The following is a 15610-nucleotide window of genomic DNA, read 5'->3' on the forward strand; positions in this document are numbered from 1 at the left end:
AGGCGGGGGTCGCTTGTGCTACTAACAGGGTAATCTCGAAGCCGCCGCTGTCTTTGCCACGGAGCCCTGCGCTATCGCGCCAGCGCCGCCATTTGGCCCGCAAGGAAGTCGACGAACAGCCGCGCCCGGACCGGTAGCTGCCGCCCGTAGGCATGGACGATGTGCACCGGCATGGTCCGCATCGCCACCTCGGGCAGCATGCGGACCAGGCGGCCCGTGTCGAGATCGTCCTGCACCGCAAACTGCATGAGATGCGCGATGCCGGCGCCGGCAAGTGCGGCATTGCGGATGGCGCCGCCGTCATCGGTATCGAGCCGCCCATCCGGCACGATCATCGTACCGTCGGCAAATGTGACCGGATAAGGCCGGCCAGCCATCTGGTGGCGGACGAATTCATGGTCCCGTAAATCCTCGACCGATGCCGGACGGCCGCGCCGCTCGACATAGGCCGGTGAGGCCACCAGCATGATCGGCAGATTGGCGATCTTGCGCGCGACGAGCCCGGTGTCTGAGAGCGGCCCCATGCGCACCGCAACGTCATAGCCTTCGCGGATCAGATCGGCGTGACGGTCGGTGACGCTGAGCTCCAGTTTGACTGCGCCGTGCTGCGCAAGGAACGCTTGCGCCCATGCCGCGATCAGGCCACGCCCAAGCTCGACCGGCGCTGTAACGCGCAGCAGGCCGCGCGCCGTATCGGCCATCTGAACGATGTCTTCGGCATCGTCCAGCGCCCTGAGCAGCGGCGCCACGCGCTCGTAATAGACGATGCCTTCGCTGGTGAGCCCGAGCCGGCGCGTCGAGCGCTGGATCAGCCTGACGCCGAGCCGACGCTCGAGCCGCGCCACGCTTTTCGACACTGCCGACGGGCTGGAGCCGACCAGCCGGCTGGCGGCATGGAAAGAGCCGGCATCGACGGTTCGGACGAAGGCGACGAGACCGGCGGTCTTTTCGAGGATGGTGGTCATTCCGGAATTCCAGGAACGAAAGAACGGATTGTGGGCACCATAATACGCGTTTCGATCATGATTAAATACCGCTCATCGTCAACAAAGGAGAGATTTGATGAGCAAGCTGAACGGCAAGGTCGCCATCGTCACCGGCGCCTCCAACGGTATCGGCGCCGCCATCGCCAAGAGTCTTGCCACGGCCGGCGCCGCAGTGGTCGTCAACTACGCCTCGTCACGGGAAGGCGCCGACCGCGTCGTCGCCGAGATCGAGGACCGTGGCGGCCGCGCCGTCGCCGTCCAGGGCGACGTGTCGCAAGCGGCTGATGTGCGCCGCCTGTTCGAGGCGGCGAAATTGGAGTTTGGCGGGCTCGACATACTGGTCAACAATGCCGGAGTCTTCGCATTCGAGCCGCTGGAAGCGGTTACCGAGGCCGAGTTTCACCGCGAGTTCGACACCAATGTGTTGGGCATCATTCTGACCACGCAAGCAGCAGTGAACCATTTTGGCGCGGGCGGCGGCAGCATCATCAACATAAGCTCGGTCGCCAGCCGCAATCCGCAACCGAACTCGCTCGTCTACGCCGCGACCAAAGGTGCGGTGGACACGATCACGCTGTCGATGTCGCGGGAGCTCGGCGCACGCAACATCCGCGTCAACGCCATCGCGCCCGGCGGCATCGATACCGAGGGCCTCGCGCGCATCGGCATCGTCGGCAGCGAATTCGAGAAGCAGATTATAGCCATGACGCCGCTCGGTCGCTTCGGCCTGCCCGACGACGTCGCCCGCGTCGCGGTGTTCCTCGCCTCCGACGAAGCGTCCTGGCTGACCGGCGAGCGCATCACCGCCTCCGGTGGCTGGCGATAGGCATGGAGGGCGCGAACCTGCCGGCTCGCTGACCGTGCTACCCGCGGCGCGACGCACTGCAATCGATGACGAGAGCGATCTAAGCCCTATGTAGCAGCGAGGAAGGAGCGCCGTGCGCCATCGATGACGGCGAGATGCCAGGGAGGTAACGGATGACGGGCGACGAAACAGCAATCCGAAAGCTGGTCGAGACGTGGATGGATGCGAGCAAGCGTGGAGACATCGCGACCGTCCTCAGCTTAATGACGGACGACGCGATCTTCATGGTTCCCGGCCGGGAACCCTTCGACAAGGAGATCTTCGCGGCAGCCGCGCGGGAGACGGCCGGCGTTCATATCGACGGCACGAGCGATATCGTGGAACTACAGCTTCTCGGCACTTGGGCCTTCATCCGCAGCCGCATCAATATGACCGCGACCCCGCCGAATGGCGAGCCGGTCCATCGATCGGGATATGCGCTGACGCTCCTGCGCAAGGAGGCGGATGGTGAGTGGCGGCTCGCACGCGACGCAAACCTGCTGACCCAGCAAGGCTAGAGCCGGTCTCCGGCATCGCTGCACCTGAAGGCGCGCCAGGGGGGAGCGATTAGATGGCGAAGATGCGATGCAGGTCGCCCTGAACAGCGTTCCCCTCCTCTACCCGATCACACCGGCAAAAGGGCGTTCGGCTTGACATCGGCGATGGAGGCGAACGTGTGCGTTTCGCGCACGCCGGGCAGCGGCAGGATGACCCGCTGCAGGAAATCCTGGAACACCGCCATATCGGCGATCCGCGCCTTGACCAGATAATCGAAACCGCCAACCACCATATGGCACTCCAGAACCTCCGGAGCTTTCGCCACGGCTTCGGCGAAGCGGTCAAAGACATGAGGCGCCGTGTGGTCAAGCCGGACCTCGATGAACACCAGCGTTCCCCGGCCGACCTTGCGCGGATCGAGCATGGCCCTGACCGCGGTGATGAACCCGTCGCGGAACAGGCGCTTAACCCGCTGGCTGGTTCCGGTCGGAGACAGCCCGACACGCCCGGCAAGATCAAGCGTCGTCCGGCGTCCGTCTTCCTGGAGCAACCGGAGCAGGCTGCGGTCTATCTGGTCGAGGTCGCTCATTTCACAATCCACGCTATCTAAGGGATTTGCGTGTTGATTTCACGCAGAGACACCGAAATCAACGTATTTCACAACATAAAACCTCGCAATAGCCTGCGCTTCCCTCACCGCTGAAAGCAAACGTGGTGAGCCGATTTCGAACACAGGAGTGCAGGATGACCAAGGAAGCGTTCAGCCCAGCCGGCAAGAGTGCGGCAGAAATCAGCAAGGGAGCGACCGAGATCCTGGTGCTGAGCGAAACCGATGTGATGGAATGCATCGACCTCAGTCAGCTTCTCGATGTTCTGGAAGACGGCTTCAAGGCGCTGTCACAAGGCAGGGTCGTCAATCCACCCCGACCACAGCTCGACATCCCCGAGGCCGGCTACAGCCTCGCCATGCCGGCCTGGATGGAGGGCATGAACCTGACCGTCAAGATCGTCAACGTCTTCGAAGGCAACCTGGCCAAGAACCTGCCCAGCCACCTCGCCACCATCACCCTGTTTGATCCGCTGTCCGGCCTGCCGGTGTGTATCATGGACGGCACCTTCATAACCGCGGTGCGGACCTCCGGCTCCGCCGTGCTGTCGGTGCGCACCCTTGCCCGCAGGGACGCCAGGATAGCGACCGTGGTCGGCGCCGGCGTGCAGGCCAACCAGCACCTGCATCTGTTGCCCTTGGTGCGCGACTTTGCCGAAATCCGTGTCGCTTCGAAGAGCTTCGACGATGCGGCAGCGCTTGCCCGGCTGCATCCGTCGGTGGTGGCGGTCGCCGATCTCGAGACGGCAGTGCGCAGTTCCGACGTGGTGTGCCTGGCGACCCACTCCTACCAGCCGGTGATCGACGCAGGCTGGGTCCAGCCGGGCACGCATGTCTCCTCGGTCGGGGTGGCGCCGCCCGGCGGTGAAATGCCGATCGAGCTCATCGGCAGATCCAGTCTTTTTGTCGAAACCAAGGATGCATTCAAACCGACCCCGGTCGGATCTTGCGAGCTTGCCGGCTTCGACCCGGATTTCGGCACCGAGCTTGGCGCCATGCTGCTCGACCGCGCGCCGGGCCGCGTTTCGGATCAACAGATCACCACCTACAAGGCGATGGGCATTGCGATGGAAGACATGGTCGCTGCCGACCTCGTCTATCGTTGCGCCCGGCGTCTGCGCAAGGGAAAGCTCATCGTGCTGTAGGGGCGCGCCGCACGCCAGGCGGGATCGACGGTGCTGACAGTGGCGCTTTCGCGCAAGCGGCCGGGCTAAAGGCCGGCCCCTCAGGCCGGCTCGCGCTTCAGCGCCTGCGCCATGCAGTGAATGCCGCCGCCGGTCTTCGAGATCTCGCTCATGTCGATGGCCGCCACCTCGAAGCCGCGCGCCTTGAGCTGGCCGATCAGCGTCTGGCTCGAGGTCGGGGCGATTACCCTGTCCTTGCCCAGCGACATGAAGTTGCAGCCGAGCGCCATAGTATCCTGGAACGGCACGTCGATGATCTCGTGGCCCTTGCCCTTCAGCCAGTCGACGATGCCGGGCTCTGTACAGGCAAGGCAGACGGCGGTCAGCTTTTCGGCGATCGGCACCACCATCAGGTCGATATGGACGTAATACTCGTCGATGAAGGCGATGCGGGTCTCCCAGCCCTCCTTGTCGAACCAGGCCTGGACCTGGCGCGCGCCCTCCTCCTGCGTGCGGGCGCCACCGCAGCCGATCAGCACGACGCCGTCCTCGATGACGTTGAAGTCGCCGCCCTCGAACGTGCCGGCGGTGACCATATCATAGATCGGGATGCCGAGCTTCTCATAGGTGCGGATCGCCGCGTAGTTCTCGCCACGCCGCCACCATTGCGACATGGCGGTGATGATGGCGCCGTACGGCGTCATGACGCTGGAATCGCGCGAGTAGACCTGCATCGGCAGTTCCGGCGTCGGCTCGTGCCAGTGGATGTTGACACCGAAATGCTCATAGGCGGCGACCAGGTCCTTGTGCTGCGCCTGCGCGATCTGGACGTTGCATGGCGCTTCGCGCAGGTGCTTGCGCGACAGCGAGCTGGTCGAGAGATGGCGCAGGAAATTCGGCGAGCCGAGCAGCACGTCGGTCAGCACGTCGGTCTCGTTGGCGAAGCCCCAGGCGGTCAGCGGCTTGGTTCCGCCGGCCGGGTTGCGGTGCTGCAGCGAAAACGGCTCGGCGACGATGCGGTCATGGACGGTCATGGGGTTTCTCCTCGTGAAGGGCGGCTTGGTTGATCATGCGGCTTGGTTGCCTGGTATCCACCAATCCCGTCCGCGCGGGGTGGTGATGTATTCCGGCCAGCGAAATCCGATGGGCGGATCGTAGTCGCAGAGCGGCGCGATCCAGTTCGAGCCGCCGATGCCGCCGCCGGTGCGGGTGACGAATTCATCCATCGCCGCGTCGCGCGCAGCCTCGTCTTCCAACAGGCGAAGTGCTGCCAGCGCGACCGTCTTTGCGGCGCAGATGACCATCGGGTCGATGGTGGCAGAAATGCCGCCCAGCGCATTCATAGCCCAGGACGGAAACGCGTGGCCGTTCTCGGATCGCAGCGCCGGCCGGGCGACGTAGAATCGTGCCGTCGGTGTATGCCACGACATGTCGGTGTAATCGTCAGAGGTGGAATTGAGCTGCCAAGGCGGCAGGTCGCGGCGCAGGAGCGCCTCGGCCGCCTGTGGTGCAATCAGCCGGTCCAGTTCGTCGATGAATGGTTCCTCGGTCGCCTCGCCCCCGGCATTGAGCTGGACTTCGCGGGCGATCGCCTTGGCCGTCTCGTCCCAGCACGGCGGCCCGACCGCCGCCAGCGCGTCGAAGGCAATACCGGCCATGACGTGATTGGCCAGCCCCGGCCGCGACTTCGACACCCAGTGCCGCTCATGGCGGCAGCCGCTCATCCTGGCTGCGGCTTCCGCATTGCGGTCGAGCACGGCGGTGACCTGCTCGGCCATCGCCAGCGTCGGCACGCGGATCATGTACTGGATCTCGGCCAGCCCGGCCGGCAGATTGTCGGCGGTCGCCTGGCCCGCCGTCAGGATCGCCTCGCTGATCGACCAGCCGCCCTGATGCGGCAGCATGGAATCGCGCAGCGCCTTGGACGCCATATACATCATCATCAGCGCGTCGTTGGCGCCGGGCGCCCTGACTGCCGAATGCGCCTGCGGGATGGGTGCTGCGCCGCCTGCCGCCCTCGCCCAATGTTCCGGCTCGTCGCACACAAAGCGGTAGATCATCGCATAGGCCGCACCGCAATGCGTATCCCAGCGCGCGGTATTGCAGAGCGGCAGCATATAAAAAGGATGGAAGGAGACCATGCCCGCTAGCCCATCGTAATAGCCCTTCGCGGCATGGATCGGCTTCGACCCGCGCACCTTCTCCGCCGGCTCGCCGGTGAAGCGCAGCGTGCCTGATATGCCGTGGCGCTGCATCGCCGCCTTGGTCGCCAGCAGCCCGCCGAGGCTGGCAATGCCGAGGCCGGAATGCGGATCGGTGTGGCCGCCAGCCTGTTCGCCGAGGCCCGGGCGCGGTCGCTTCACCGTCGCAGCATCCTGGCAATTGCCGGGCACTGCATCATACTCGGCATACAGGCCGATGGTCGGCCCCGCGCCATTGGCCCAGTGGGCGCAGAAGGCGGTCGGCATGCCGCCAGAACCTTCCTCGACGGAAAAGCCTTCGTGCTTCAGATGCTCGACATACCAGGCGGCCGACTGGTATTCGCGCCAGGCGGTCTCGCCGAAATCGAAGATCGCCCGCGTCCACGCCGATAGCGACGGCTGGATGTCATCCAGAAAGGCAAGTGCGGTCACTTGCGCGGAGGTCACCGGTTTCTCCATGGCGGAAAGAAAGCAGTGAAGCGCCCCGCCAAAAAGTGATATGTTTTCCCGGCTCATGCAAATTCGGTTCACCTCTTGAGAATTCCCTCGACGCAGGCGCTGCGCGCCCTCGACAGTTTTGCCCGCCACGGCAGCGTCTGGCGCGCCGCCGACGAACTGCATCTGACCCGCAGCGCAGTCAGCCATCAGCTTCGCCTGCTCGAACGCGATCTCGGCTTCGACCTGCTCGAGCGCATTGGCAAGGGCGTGGCGCTGACGCCGCGCGGCCAGCGCTATGCCAGCGACGTGCGCAAGGCGCTGACGGTGCTGGGCGACGCGGTGACACGCCATGCCGGCACCGGCATCGGCGGCTCGTTCAGCGTCAGTTGTACGCCGGGTTTCGCCTCGCTGTTCCTGTGCACCCATATCGGCGAGTTCCGGCAGATGTACCCCGATGTCGCGCTGCGCATCCTGACGCCGCGCCGTCTCGACGACGTGAGCAATGCCGAGGCCGATGCCTTCATCGCCTTCGGCGTCGGCAATTGGCCAAACCGCGCGGTCGAGCTGTTGTGCGGGATCTCCTTTACGCCGCTGTGCAGCCCGACGCTGCTCAACAAGATCGGCGGCTTCTCCAAGCCGGCCGACGTGCTGCGCGCCAATCTCCTGCATCTCGGCGATACCGAGGACTGGGCGCGCTGGCTGGCGCTGTCCAAGGTCGAGAACCCCGACCCGGAAGGCGGCATCTTCTTTTCCGACATGAACCTGGTCTTTTCGGCGGCGATCGCCGGCCAGGGCATCGCCATGGGCGACGAGCTGACCAGCGGCCGGGCACTGAGCGAAGGCCGGCTGGTCCGCCCCTTCGACATAGCGATCAATTCACCGCGCTCGTATTTTCTGGTTTCCGAGCACGCCAAGGCGGCGCATCCGGTGCTGGAGGCGTTTGGGCGGTGGCTGCGGTCGAAGCTGTCGGAGAACCAGCGTTAATCTCCCCCCTCGAGGGGGAGATTGGCGCATAGATGAATCAAATTTGCCGATCAGGCGAAAACTATTCGGTTGCGGTGAGCCGCCGCCCTGCCTACGATTTCGGCTACGCTAAGGAAAGGGCAGGATGCAGCAACCCGGCCGGGCCGCAGAGATCAAGGCAATCGGGATCGGCAAGAGCTTCGGCTCGTTCCGTGCGCTGGACGATCTGACGCTCGATATCGGCCGTGGCGAGTTCCTCACCCTGCTCGGCCCCTCCGGTTCCGGCAAGACCACCTTCCTGATGATCCTTGCCGGCTTCATTCAGCCGACCGACGGTCGCCTTTACAGCGACGGCGTCGACATCACCGAGCGGCCGGCCGAGCAGCGTGCCGCCGGCATGGTGTTCCAGGGCTATGCGCTGTTCCCGCATATGAGCGTCGAGGCCAACATCGCCTTTCCGCTCAAGGTGCGAAAGAAACCGGCGGCCGAGATCAAACGCCGCGTCGGCGAAATGATCGAGCGCGTCGGGCTCAAGGGCCACGAAAAGAAACTGCCGTCGCAATTGTCCGGTGGCCAGCAGCAGCGGGTCGCACTGGCGCGGGCGCTGGTGTTCGAGCCGGGCGTACTTTTGCTCGATGAGCCGTTTTCAGCACTCGACAAGGGCCTGCGCGGCCAGATGCAGGCCGAGATGAAGCGGTTGCACCAGGAGACCGGCACCACCTTCGTCTTCGTCACCCATGACCAGAGCGAGGCGCTGGCGTTGTCATCTCGCGTCGCCATCTTCAACCACGGCAAATTGCTGCAGGTCGGCGCGCCGGACGAGGTCTACGACCGGCCGGACAACCGCTTCGTCGCCGAGTTCCTGGGCGAGATCAACATGCTGCCGCTGAAGGGCGTACGCCCGGCCAACAATGGCTCGACGGGCCTCTGCGAAGACCGCGCGATCAGCATGCGCTGCAAGGCCGAGAAGGTCCGGGGCGACGCCATCCTGGCGATCCGGCCCGAATACATGTCGATCGCCCGCGAAGCCGCGACAGGCGAGAACGGCATTGCCGCGACTGCCGTCGCCTCGACCTATCTCGGCGCTGCGACGCGGCTCGATCTGACGACGCGGCAAGGCGCCAAGGTGACGATCTCTGTGCCGAACGAGGTCGCCGCTTCCGCGCTCAGCAAGGGCAATTCCGTCTGGCTGACCTGGCCGGCGGAGAAAGGCTTCCTCCTTCCGAACGGAGGACAATGACGATCGGCGCGGCGAATTCGCCAAGCTGACTTTCAGGAAATATCAACGACAAAAAAGGGGAACTGACATGACAAACCAAACCAAGAAAAATTCCATCGAGGCGCTATCCGCCAGGGCAGTGCGCGGCGAGATCTCGCGCCGGCAGTTTACGCAGCTGGCCGCACTGGTGCTGGCCGGCACGCCGATGCTGCTGCGCTCGACCGGCGCCTTTGCCGCGGCTAAGGAACTGGTGCTCGTCAACTGGGGCGGCGACGCCATTACCGCCTATGACGCGGCTTACGGCCAGGCCTTCACCAAGGAAACCGGCATTGTCGTTAAGATGGACGGCTCCGGCCCGACCGAAGGCGCGATCGCGGCGCAGTTCAAGAGCGGCGCCCCGACCTGGGACCTGGTCGACGTCGATCCGTTCTCGGCCATCACGCTCGGCGCCCAAGGCATGCTCGAGCCGATCGATTATGCGGTCGTCGACAAGAAGAAGATGCGGCCGGGCTTCGGCTGGGAATACGCCGCCTCGACCTATTTCTTCTCCTATGTCATCGCCTATGATGCCGAGAAATACGGCAGCCAGGCACCAACCGGCATGGCCGACTTCTTCGACGTGGCAAAATTCCCCGGCAAGCGCTCGCTCTACAAATGGGGCGTGTCGAGCTGGGAAGCGGCACTGCTCGCCGACGGCATCGCACCGGCATCGCTCTACCCGCTCGACCTCAAGCGCGCGCATGACAAGATCGCCGCCTTCAAGGAAAACGTCGTCGCCTATTGGGGTGGCGGCGCCGAAAGCCAGAGCGTGCTGCTCAATGGCGAGGCCTCGATGGCGATCGTCTGGTCGACCCGGGCTTCGCTCATCGAGCAGGATTCCGGCGGCAAGATCAAGTTCATCTGGGACCAGGGCCTGATCTCGCCCGGCGCGCTCGCCGTGCTCAAGGGCAATCCCGGCGGCAAGGACGCGGCGATGAAGTTCATCGCCAGCACCCAGGACCCGGAGAAGGAACTCATCATGTTCGAAAAGCTCGGTCAGGGTCCGGCCAACCCGGCCACCGATGCGCTGATACCCGCCGACAAGAGGCGCATCAATCCGGTCGATCCCGAGAACATGAAGAAGCAGATCCCGCTCGACATGGATTGGTACGCCAAGAACTACGGGGCGGCACTCGACGAATACACGAAGATCATCTCCGCCTGACAAGCCGGGATAACCGGATGAGAGCATACCTCTCCGACAGGATGGGCGCGGCGCTGTTGATGGCGCCGCTGCTCCTCTTTCTTGTGCTGGCCTATGCCTGGCCATTCCTTGGCGTGGTTAAATGGAGCTTCACCCTGCCCACGCCGGGGCTGGGGCAGTACAATGCGCTGCTCACGGATCAGTTGGTGCAGTCGGTCTTCATCCGCACGCTGCGTATCGCCGCGATCGTGACGATCGTTTCGGTTGTCGCCGCCTACGCCATCACCGTTGTCTGGGTACGCGGCACGCCGGTGCAGCGCGTCGTGGCCGAGTTCTGCATCCTGGTGCCGTTCTGGATCTCGGTGCTGACGCGCGCCTTCGGCTGGGTGGCGCTTTTGTCCAATCGCGGCCTGATCAACACCTGGCTGCAGGCGGTCGGCTTCATCTCAGAGCCGCTGGCGCTGGTGCGCAACGAGTTCGGCGTTATCGTCGGCATGACGCATTTCCTCATTCCCTTCGCCGTGTTTCCGCTGGCCTCATCGATGCGCAGCCTCGACGACCGTGTGCTGCTGGCGGCGCGCGGCCTCGGCTCCAGCCGTATGCGCACCTTTTGGTCGGTATTCGTGCCGATGACCAGCTCCGGCATCATCGGCTCGGCGCTGATCGTCTTCGTCTTTTCGCTCGGCTTCTTCGTCACGCCGGCGATCCTCGGCGGCGGCCGTAGCGTGATGATCGCCGAGCTGATCTACCTTCGCATCTTCCAGAGCCCGGACTGGGGCCTGGGCGCCGCAATCAGTGTCGTGCTGGTGCTGTTTGTCGGCGCGCTGATGGCGCTGCTGTTCCGCTATATCAGACCCAAGCAACTGGTGTAGCGCGATGCCGACCTACCGCCCCGGTCCCGTCTCGCTGGTCCTCGCCGCCCTCGTCGCGCTGTTCCTGCTGCTGCCGCTGCTCGCCGTCATCCCGGTATCGCTGACGCCGAGCCGCATGCTGGCGATGCCGTCGGGCGAATTGTCGCTGCGCCATTACCGGGCGCTGATCGAGGATCCGCGCTGGATCGATTCGATCCTGCTCTCGATCAGGATCGGCATCGTCAGCAGCGCCTTTTCCACCGTGCTGGCGCTCTGCTTCAGCCTCGGCATCTGGATGTTCCAGCCGCGCTTCACGGCAGCATTGGTCGGTTTCGTGCTGCTGCCGATGGTGGTGCCGCCGGTGGTCTCGGCAATCACGCTCTACTTCCTGCTGACCTCGATCTCCGGGTTCTCGTCGTTCTTCGGCTATGACACCTGGCTGGGTGTCGTCATGGCGCATGCGGTGATGACGGTGCCCTTCGCCACGGTGCTGATCCTGGTGTCGCTCAGCCAGCTCGACCGCCGCATCGACCTCGCCGCCCGCGGCCTCGGCGCCACCGTGTGGGAGCGCGCCACCCGCATCATCATGCCCAACATCAAGTTCGGCATCGTCACCGCGGCGTTGTTGTCTTTCGTGCTGTCCTGGGAGGAGATCGGCGTCACCCTGTTTATCACCTCGGTCAACGCCATCACGCTGCCGCGCTTGATGTGGATGGGCCTGCGCGACAACATCGACCCGGCGATCGCCGCACTCTCGGTGATCCTGATCGTCATCACCGTGCTGGTGCTTGTGGCGCGCAGCGTCGTGGTCAGGCTGCGCGCGGCGCAGTGAGGGCCGCCTCACGCCGTGGTGACTGGCGCAAATGAAACCTTGCGCTACGATTTTCGTTATAAGTAGTTCAACACGTCGAAGGCTCCGCCATGACCCAAGGATGGTTTTCCAAGCCGGTTGCGGTTGCGGTCGGCATCGTGGGAGATATCCGCAACATTTCCAACGCACGGCAGGCTGTCGAGTTGCTGGAAGCCCACTGGCGTGACGCCGGCAGCGCCAAACACGGCTTGGCACTGCGCACATGCCGCCGCGCCATGAGCGACGATCGCTGGACCGAAGCCGCCAGGGACGCGTTCGTCGAGGCCGCGCGGGCGGCGCATGTCCTGGTCGAGCGCGCCGTCGAACCGGAGAACCGGTCCAGGCAGGCAGGACCGTGATCGATTTGTGAGAGCCTCGGTGGTTCGGCCGATCTATTGCATCTCAGGCAGCATGCAATCTTGGAACGGCGCTGACGTCGACCTCGCGCTCCGCATGCCAGGCATCATAGGCAGCCTGCATCCTGAGCCAGATCGCGGCGCCGTCGCCGAACATCTTTCCAAGACGGGCAGCGACAGCCGGCGACACCGGCTTCTTTTCGCGGATGATGTCATAAAGCTGCTGGCGCGAGATTCCGAGCAGATTGGCGATCTCCACCTTGGTCTTTCCGGTTGCCGGGATAATGTCGTCAAGCAGCGCTCCAGGGTGGGATGGGCAGCGCTCCATCGGACGCATCGGCTCATAAGAGGTCATGGGCTGGTTGTCCTTTCGCTTGGGGCGCCACGTACCCATAATGATATTGTTCGAAATCTACCCGGGTTGCCAGACCTCCCGAAAACCTGGCGGAGTTGTGGCACAGCGCCACCCACTATCCCATCGCATGACGAATGGTCTTGGACAGGCGGCTCAAAAATGCCGGCCTCGACGCCGCATCAAGCTTCCACGACAGCACCGCGGTCGCCATTTTCCGCGGCAACACCCCGACCGACAGGAACCAGGCGGCAAGGATTGCACGCCGCCGCAGGGATGCGGTCATTTCGAGGCTGGCGACGGCGCCGGCCGCCCCGAGCGCCAGCCGGGAATCGTCGGCCACGGGATGTCGGCCGCTGTCCGCGCAGAGCGACGCCAGCCGCTCTTCCAGGTGGACCGGATCGTGGCGGACAGCATCCGACGGCACGATGGTCAGGCCGATCCCGGCGGCCTGGTCCGACAGCGCCTGCATGCGGCGGAAATCGTGAGTTACCCGCCAGCGTGCCCGCTCGGCGAGCTTTTCACCGAAGACTGAATGGTTGGCGCCATGGATCCGGTAGGCGCCGAGGCATTCGTCGATCGATTGGACATGCCCGTACATCGGCGCCAGCGTTGCCAGATAGCCGTCGGCGCCCTGCCGGAACTCCGGCTCCGGTATCGGCATGATCGATTCGAGCGTTGCGCGGTCAAAGGCCAGCCCGCTGGTCACTGTCGTCTGATAGCGGCCCTTGTGCAGGAGTTTCGGCATGACGTCGCCGCTGTCGAAAGGCAATTCGGGCGGCGGAAAGACATCCTTGATGCGTTGCCCCTCGTCGACGATATGCAGTCTGGACTGGACCTGAGCGGTTGCATCATCCCACGTTTCGACAATGGTGGAGACGGCGGTTGGATAAAGATAATCGTCGGCGTCGAGGAACAGGACGATCTTGCCCGAGCTCGCAGCGAAGCCGGTGTTGAACGCCGCCGCGTGTCCGCCATTTTGCGCTCGCGGGCATGCGAGGATCTCGTCGCGATAGGATTCCATGATTGTCGTGGAATTGTCCTGCGATGCATCGTCGACGACGATGACTTCGACATCCGCGTAGTCCTGCTCGAGGGCGCTGTCGATGCTGCGTTTGAGGAACCGCGCATAGTTGTAGTTCGGGATGATGATGGATACCGGAATGACAGGCTGCATCGCGTTTGACCTCGCATCTTGCTTTGGTTCGGCAAAGGCCCGCTCATGGGCCCGCCCCCCTCTTCAAGCGCCCCCTCTTGGCGCAACGAGTTCCCTGGGAGAAAGCCTGCGCTTCCCACGAGGAGACGAGTCACGTTTCGCGTTGCGACTTCGTACTGAGGCCGCCATTGCCTTCGAGGCTGCTGCCATGGTCAGGGTCGGCGGCAGCAAAAGCTCCGACGTTCGGCCAAGGTGGGTCGCAACCGAGCCCGACGGAAATGTCTCGCCTCGCGATCAGGTCGGGAGCGAAGCGGACGGGTGCCCTGAAGGCATGGCGGATACTGGCCTGCAAATGCGGCTGGAACAAGCCCCGCGTCGAAAATAGCGCCACTTCAGGTTGCGTTTCAGGCGGCATGCCGCGACCGCCGGCCCTTTTGCCCCGGAGCCGGTGAACCGCCTCCGGGGCCTTGTGATCATGTGGCCTAGACGGTCAGGCGGCCTGCAAACCCGGCAGCGACAGGTCGACTTCCTCCGGCAAGTCGCCGGCCATGGCGGCGGCAAACTTCGTCTGGTCGAGTTCTCCCTCCCAGCGTGCCACCACGACCGTCGCCACCGCATTGCCGATAAAGTTGGTCAGCGCTCGGCATTCCGACATGAAGCGGTCGACACCGAGGATCAGCGCCATGCCGGCGACCGGCACGGTGGGGACGACTGAAAGCGTTGCCGCCAGCGTGATGAAGCCCGCGCCGGTGATGCCGGCGGCACCCTTGGAGCTCAGCATGGCGACAGCGAGCAGCAGGATCTGGTCGCCGTAGGTGAGTGGCGTGTCGGTCGCCTGCGCGATGAACAGCGCCGCCAGCGTCATGTAGATGTTGGTGCCGTCGAGGTTGAAGGAATAGCCGGTCGGGATGACCAGACCGACCACCGAGCGGTTGCAGCCGGCGCGCTCCATCTTGGCCATGAGGCCCGGCAATGCCGCTTCCGAGGACGAGGTGCCGAGCACCAGCAGCAGCTCTTCCTTGATGTAGCGGATCAGCGCCAGGATCGAGAAGCCGTTGTAGCGGGCGACAGCGCCGAGCACCACCAGCACGAACAGCAGCGCGGTCAAGTAGAACGTGCCGATCAGCATGGCGAGGTTGGCGATCGAGCCGATGCCGTATTTGCCGATGGTGAACGCCATGGCGCCAAACGCACCGATCGGCGCGGCCTTCATCAGGATGGCGACGAGGCGGAAGATCGGCGTGGTCAGCGCCTGCAGGAAATCGACGACCGGACGGCCGCGATCGCCGACCAGCGCCAGGGCGACACCGAACAGCACCGAGAAGAACAGCACCTGCAGGATGTCGCCCTGCGCGAAGGCGCCGGTGATGGTGTCGGGGATGATGTTCATCAGGAAGCCGACGATGGTAGTGTCGTGCGCCTTCTCGGCATAGGCCGCCACCTTGGCGGTATCGAGCGTCGCTGGATTGATGTGCATGCCGGCGCCGGGCTGGACGACATTGGAGACGACCAGGCCGACGACCAGCGCCAGCGTCGAGAACACCAGGAAATAGATCATCGCCTTGCCGGCGACGCGGCCGACCTTCTGCAGGTCGGAAACACCAGCGATACCGGTCGCCACGGTCAGGAAGATCACCGGCGCGATCACCATCTTCACCAGCTTGATGAAAGCATCGCCGAACGGCTTCATCGCCTCGCCGGCTTCCGGATAGAAATGGCCGAGCAGCACGCCGGCGGCGATCGCCGCCAGCACCTGCACATAAAGATGCCGGTATAAGGGAAGTTTGCCGCGCGGCTCGGCGGCAGCGATTGCTGTCTGCATGACGTCCTCCATGGCGCCCCGATCGAAAGCTCGACTCCCCGGGGCAGTTGTTTTGAGACCAGCAGCCTCGCGACTGCTGAATTCGTGTTTGCAACAGCCGTGCCAGATACGCAGAAGAGTGCTTCAGCATTGATTTTATTGAGCATTCGCAAACGTCCGC

General features: G+C 64.2%; 16 protein-coding genes. 9 read left to right on the top strand and 7 right to left on the bottom strand.

The window, feature by feature from the left end; all coding sequences use genetic code 11:
• Positions 1–71: 71 nt before the first annotated feature.
• Positions 72–965: a LysR family transcriptional regulator gene (locus tag NKH04_RS27610; protein WP_352473744.1), complete on the bottom strand. Its 894-nt coding sequence runs from the start codon at positions 963–965 to the stop codon at positions 72–74.
• 97 nt (positions 966–1062) lie between these two features.
• Here NKH04_RS27610 and NKH04_RS27615 point away from each other — a divergent pair, with 97 nt between their 5' ends.
• The gene (locus tag NKH04_RS27615; RefSeq protein ID WP_352473745.1) at positions 1063–1812 is read left to right on the top strand and encodes an SDR family NAD(P)-dependent oxidoreductase; all 750 of its coding nucleotides are present in this window, start codon (positions 1063–1065) and stop codon (positions 1810–1812) included.
• A 152-nt stretch (positions 1813–1964) separates the two neighbouring features.
• Positions 1965–2348: a YybH family protein gene (locus NKH04_RS27620; protein ID WP_352473747.1), complete on the top strand. Its 384-nt coding sequence runs from the start codon at positions 1965–1967 to the stop codon at positions 2346–2348.
• A gap of 107 nt (positions 2349–2455) precedes the next feature.
• Here the strand turns inward: NKH04_RS27620 and NKH04_RS27625 are convergent, their stop codons facing one another.
• Positions 2456–2917 (bottom strand): Lrp/AsnC family transcriptional regulator, encoded by a 462-nt coding sequence (locus NKH04_RS27625; protein WP_023677275.1) that lies wholly within the window; start codon positions 2915–2917, stop codon positions 2456–2458.
• Between the two features lie 155 nt (positions 2918–3072).
• On the opposite strand from NKH04_RS27625, the gene NKH04_RS27630 reads away from it, so the two are divergent.
• Positions 3073–4080, top strand: coding sequence for an ornithine cyclodeaminase family protein (locus NKH04_RS27630; RefSeq protein ID WP_352817112.1), 1008 nt, complete (start codon positions 3073–3075; stop codon positions 4078–4080).
• Positions 4081–4160: 80 nt separating this feature from the next.
• Here NKH04_RS27630 and NKH04_RS27635 read toward each other — a convergent pair whose 3' ends face one another.
• Entirely contained in the window at positions 4161–5093 is a 933-nt protein-coding gene (locus NKH04_RS27635; RefSeq protein ID WP_023677273.1) for a dimethylarginine dimethylaminohydrolase family protein, read from the bottom strand.
• A gap of 33 nt (positions 5094–5126) precedes the next feature.
• A complete protein-coding gene (locus NKH04_RS27640; RefSeq protein ID WP_352473793.1) occupies positions 5127–6719 on the bottom strand; it encodes a zinc-binding metallopeptidase family protein in 1593 nt (530 codons plus the stop codon).
• Between the two features lie 75 nt (positions 6720–6794).
• Here NKH04_RS27640 and NKH04_RS27645 point away from each other — a divergent pair, with 75 nt between their 5' ends.
• The 6 genes from NKH04_RS27645 to NKH04_RS27670 all read left to right on the top strand — a co-directional run bounded on the left by NKH04_RS27645 (position 6795) and on the right by NKH04_RS27670 (position 12123).
• Positions 6795–7682: a LysR substrate-binding domain-containing protein gene (locus tag NKH04_RS27645; RefSeq protein ID WP_023677271.1), complete on the top strand. Its 888-nt coding sequence runs from the start codon at positions 6795–6797 to the stop codon at positions 7680–7682.
• 124 nt (positions 7683–7806) lie between these two features.
• A complete protein-coding gene (locus NKH04_RS27650; RefSeq protein ID WP_023677270.1) occupies positions 7807–8901 on the top strand; it encodes an ABC transporter ATP-binding protein in 1095 nt (364 codons plus the stop codon).
• Between the two features lie 67 nt (positions 8902–8968).
• Complete coding sequence (locus NKH04_RS27655; RefSeq protein WP_023677269.1) at positions 8969–10084, top strand: ABC transporter substrate-binding protein; 1116 nt, start codon at positions 8969–8971, stop codon at positions 10082–10084.
• Positions 10085–10101: 17 nt separating this feature from the next.
• Positions 10102–10935 carry an ABC transporter permease gene (locus NKH04_RS27660; protein ID WP_352473751.1) on the top strand — a complete coding sequence of 278 codons (834 nt, stop codon included), beginning with the start codon at positions 10102–10104 and terminating at the stop codon, positions 10933–10935.
• Positions 10936–10939: 4 nt separating this feature from the next.
• On the top strand, positions 10940–11746 hold the full coding sequence (locus NKH04_RS27665) for an ABC transporter permease (RefSeq protein ID WP_352920295.1): 807 nt from the start codon (positions 10940–10942) through the stop codon (positions 11744–11746).
• A gap of 89 nt (positions 11747–11835) precedes the next feature.
• Positions 11836–12123, top strand: a complete 288-nt coding sequence (locus NKH04_RS27670; protein WP_352685247.1) for a DUF982 domain-containing protein — start codon at positions 11836–11838, stop codon at positions 12121–12123.
• Between the two features lie 43 nt (positions 12124–12166).
• Here the strand turns inward: NKH04_RS27670 and NKH04_RS27675 are convergent, their stop codons facing one another.
• The 3 genes from NKH04_RS27675 to NKH04_RS27685 all read right to left on the bottom strand — a co-directional run bounded on the left by NKH04_RS27675 (position 12167) and on the right by NKH04_RS27685 (position 15450).
• Positions 12167–12475, bottom strand: coding sequence for a HigA family addiction module antitoxin (locus NKH04_RS27675; protein WP_352473755.1), 309 nt, complete (start codon positions 12473–12475; stop codon positions 12167–12169).
• A 115-nt stretch (positions 12476–12590) separates the two neighbouring features.
• Positions 12591–13649, bottom strand: coding sequence for a glycosyltransferase family 2 protein (locus NKH04_RS27680; protein WP_352920299.1), 1059 nt, complete (start codon positions 13647–13649; stop codon positions 12591–12593).
• A gap of 469 nt (positions 13650–14118) precedes the next feature.
• On the bottom strand, positions 14119–15450 hold the full coding sequence (locus NKH04_RS27685) for a dicarboxylate/amino acid:cation symporter (protein ID WP_352920302.1): 1332 nt from the start codon (positions 15448–15450) through the stop codon (positions 14119–14121).
• Positions 15451–15610: the final 160 nt, after the last annotated feature.

It is taken from the genome of Mesorhizobium sp. M1365, from assembly GCF_040317865.1.
In the GTDB taxonomy this organism is placed as follows: domain Bacteria; phylum Pseudomonadota; class Alphaproteobacteria; order Rhizobiales; family Rhizobiaceae; genus Mesorhizobium.

What these genes read in the sequence shown, in the direction of transcription:
- NKH04_RS27660 (WP_352473751.1), top strand. Translation starts at nt 10,102, where the DNA reads ATGAGAGCATACCTCTCCGACAGGATGGGCGCGGCGCTGTTGATGGCG.
- NKH04_RS27680 (WP_352920299.1), bottom strand. Translation starts at nt 13,649, where the DNA reads ATGCAGCCTGTCATTCCGGTATCCATCATCATCCCGAACTACAACTAT.
- NKH04_RS27675 (WP_352473755.1), bottom strand. Translation starts at nt 12,475, where the DNA reads ATGACCTCTTATGAGCCGATGCGTCCGATGGAGCGCTGCCCATCCCAC.
- NKH04_RS27670 (WP_352685247.1), top strand. Translation starts at nt 11,836, where the DNA reads ATGACCCAAGGATGGTTTTCCAAGCCGGTTGCGGTTGCGGTCGGCATC.
- NKH04_RS27665 (WP_352920295.1), top strand. Translation starts at nt 10,940, where the DNA reads ATGCCGACCTACCGCCCCGGTCCCGTCTCGCTGGTCCTCGCCGCCCTC.
- NKH04_RS27650 (WP_023677270.1), top strand. Translation starts at nt 7,807, where the DNA reads ATGCAGCAACCCGGCCGGGCCGCAGAGATCAAGGCAATCGGGATCGGC.
- NKH04_RS27685 (WP_352920302.1), bottom strand. Translation starts at nt 15,450, where the DNA reads ATGCAGACAGCAATCGCTGCCGCCGAGCCGCGCGGCAAACTTCCCTTA.
- NKH04_RS27610 (WP_352473744.1), bottom strand. Translation starts at nt 965, where the DNA reads ATGACCACCATCCTCGAAAAGACCGCCGGTCTCGTCGCCTTCGTCCGA.
- NKH04_RS27625 (WP_023677275.1), bottom strand. Translation starts at nt 2,917, where the DNA reads ATGAGCGACCTCGACCAGATAGACCGCAGCCTGCTCCGGTTGCTCCAG.
- NKH04_RS27630 (WP_352817112.1), top strand. Translation starts at nt 3,073, where the DNA reads ATGACCAAGGAAGCGTTCAGCCCAGCCGGCAAGAGTGCGGCAGAAATC.
- NKH04_RS27615 (WP_352473745.1), top strand. Translation starts at nt 1,063, where the DNA reads ATGAGCAAGCTGAACGGCAAGGTCGCCATCGTCACCGGCGCCTCCAAC.
- NKH04_RS27640 (WP_352473793.1), bottom strand. Translation starts at nt 6,719, where the DNA reads ATGGAGAAACCGGTGACCTCCGCGCAAGTGACCGCACTTGCCTTTCTG.
- NKH04_RS27635 (WP_023677273.1), bottom strand. Translation starts at nt 5,093, where the DNA reads ATGACCGTCCATGACCGCATCGTCGCCGAGCCGTTTTCGCTGCAGCAC.
- NKH04_RS27655 (WP_023677269.1), top strand. Translation starts at nt 8,969, where the DNA reads ATGACAAACCAAACCAAGAAAAATTCCATCGAGGCGCTATCCGCCAGG.
- NKH04_RS27620 (WP_352473747.1), top strand. Translation starts at nt 1,965, where the DNA reads ATGACGGGCGACGAAACAGCAATCCGAAAGCTGGTCGAGACGTGGATG.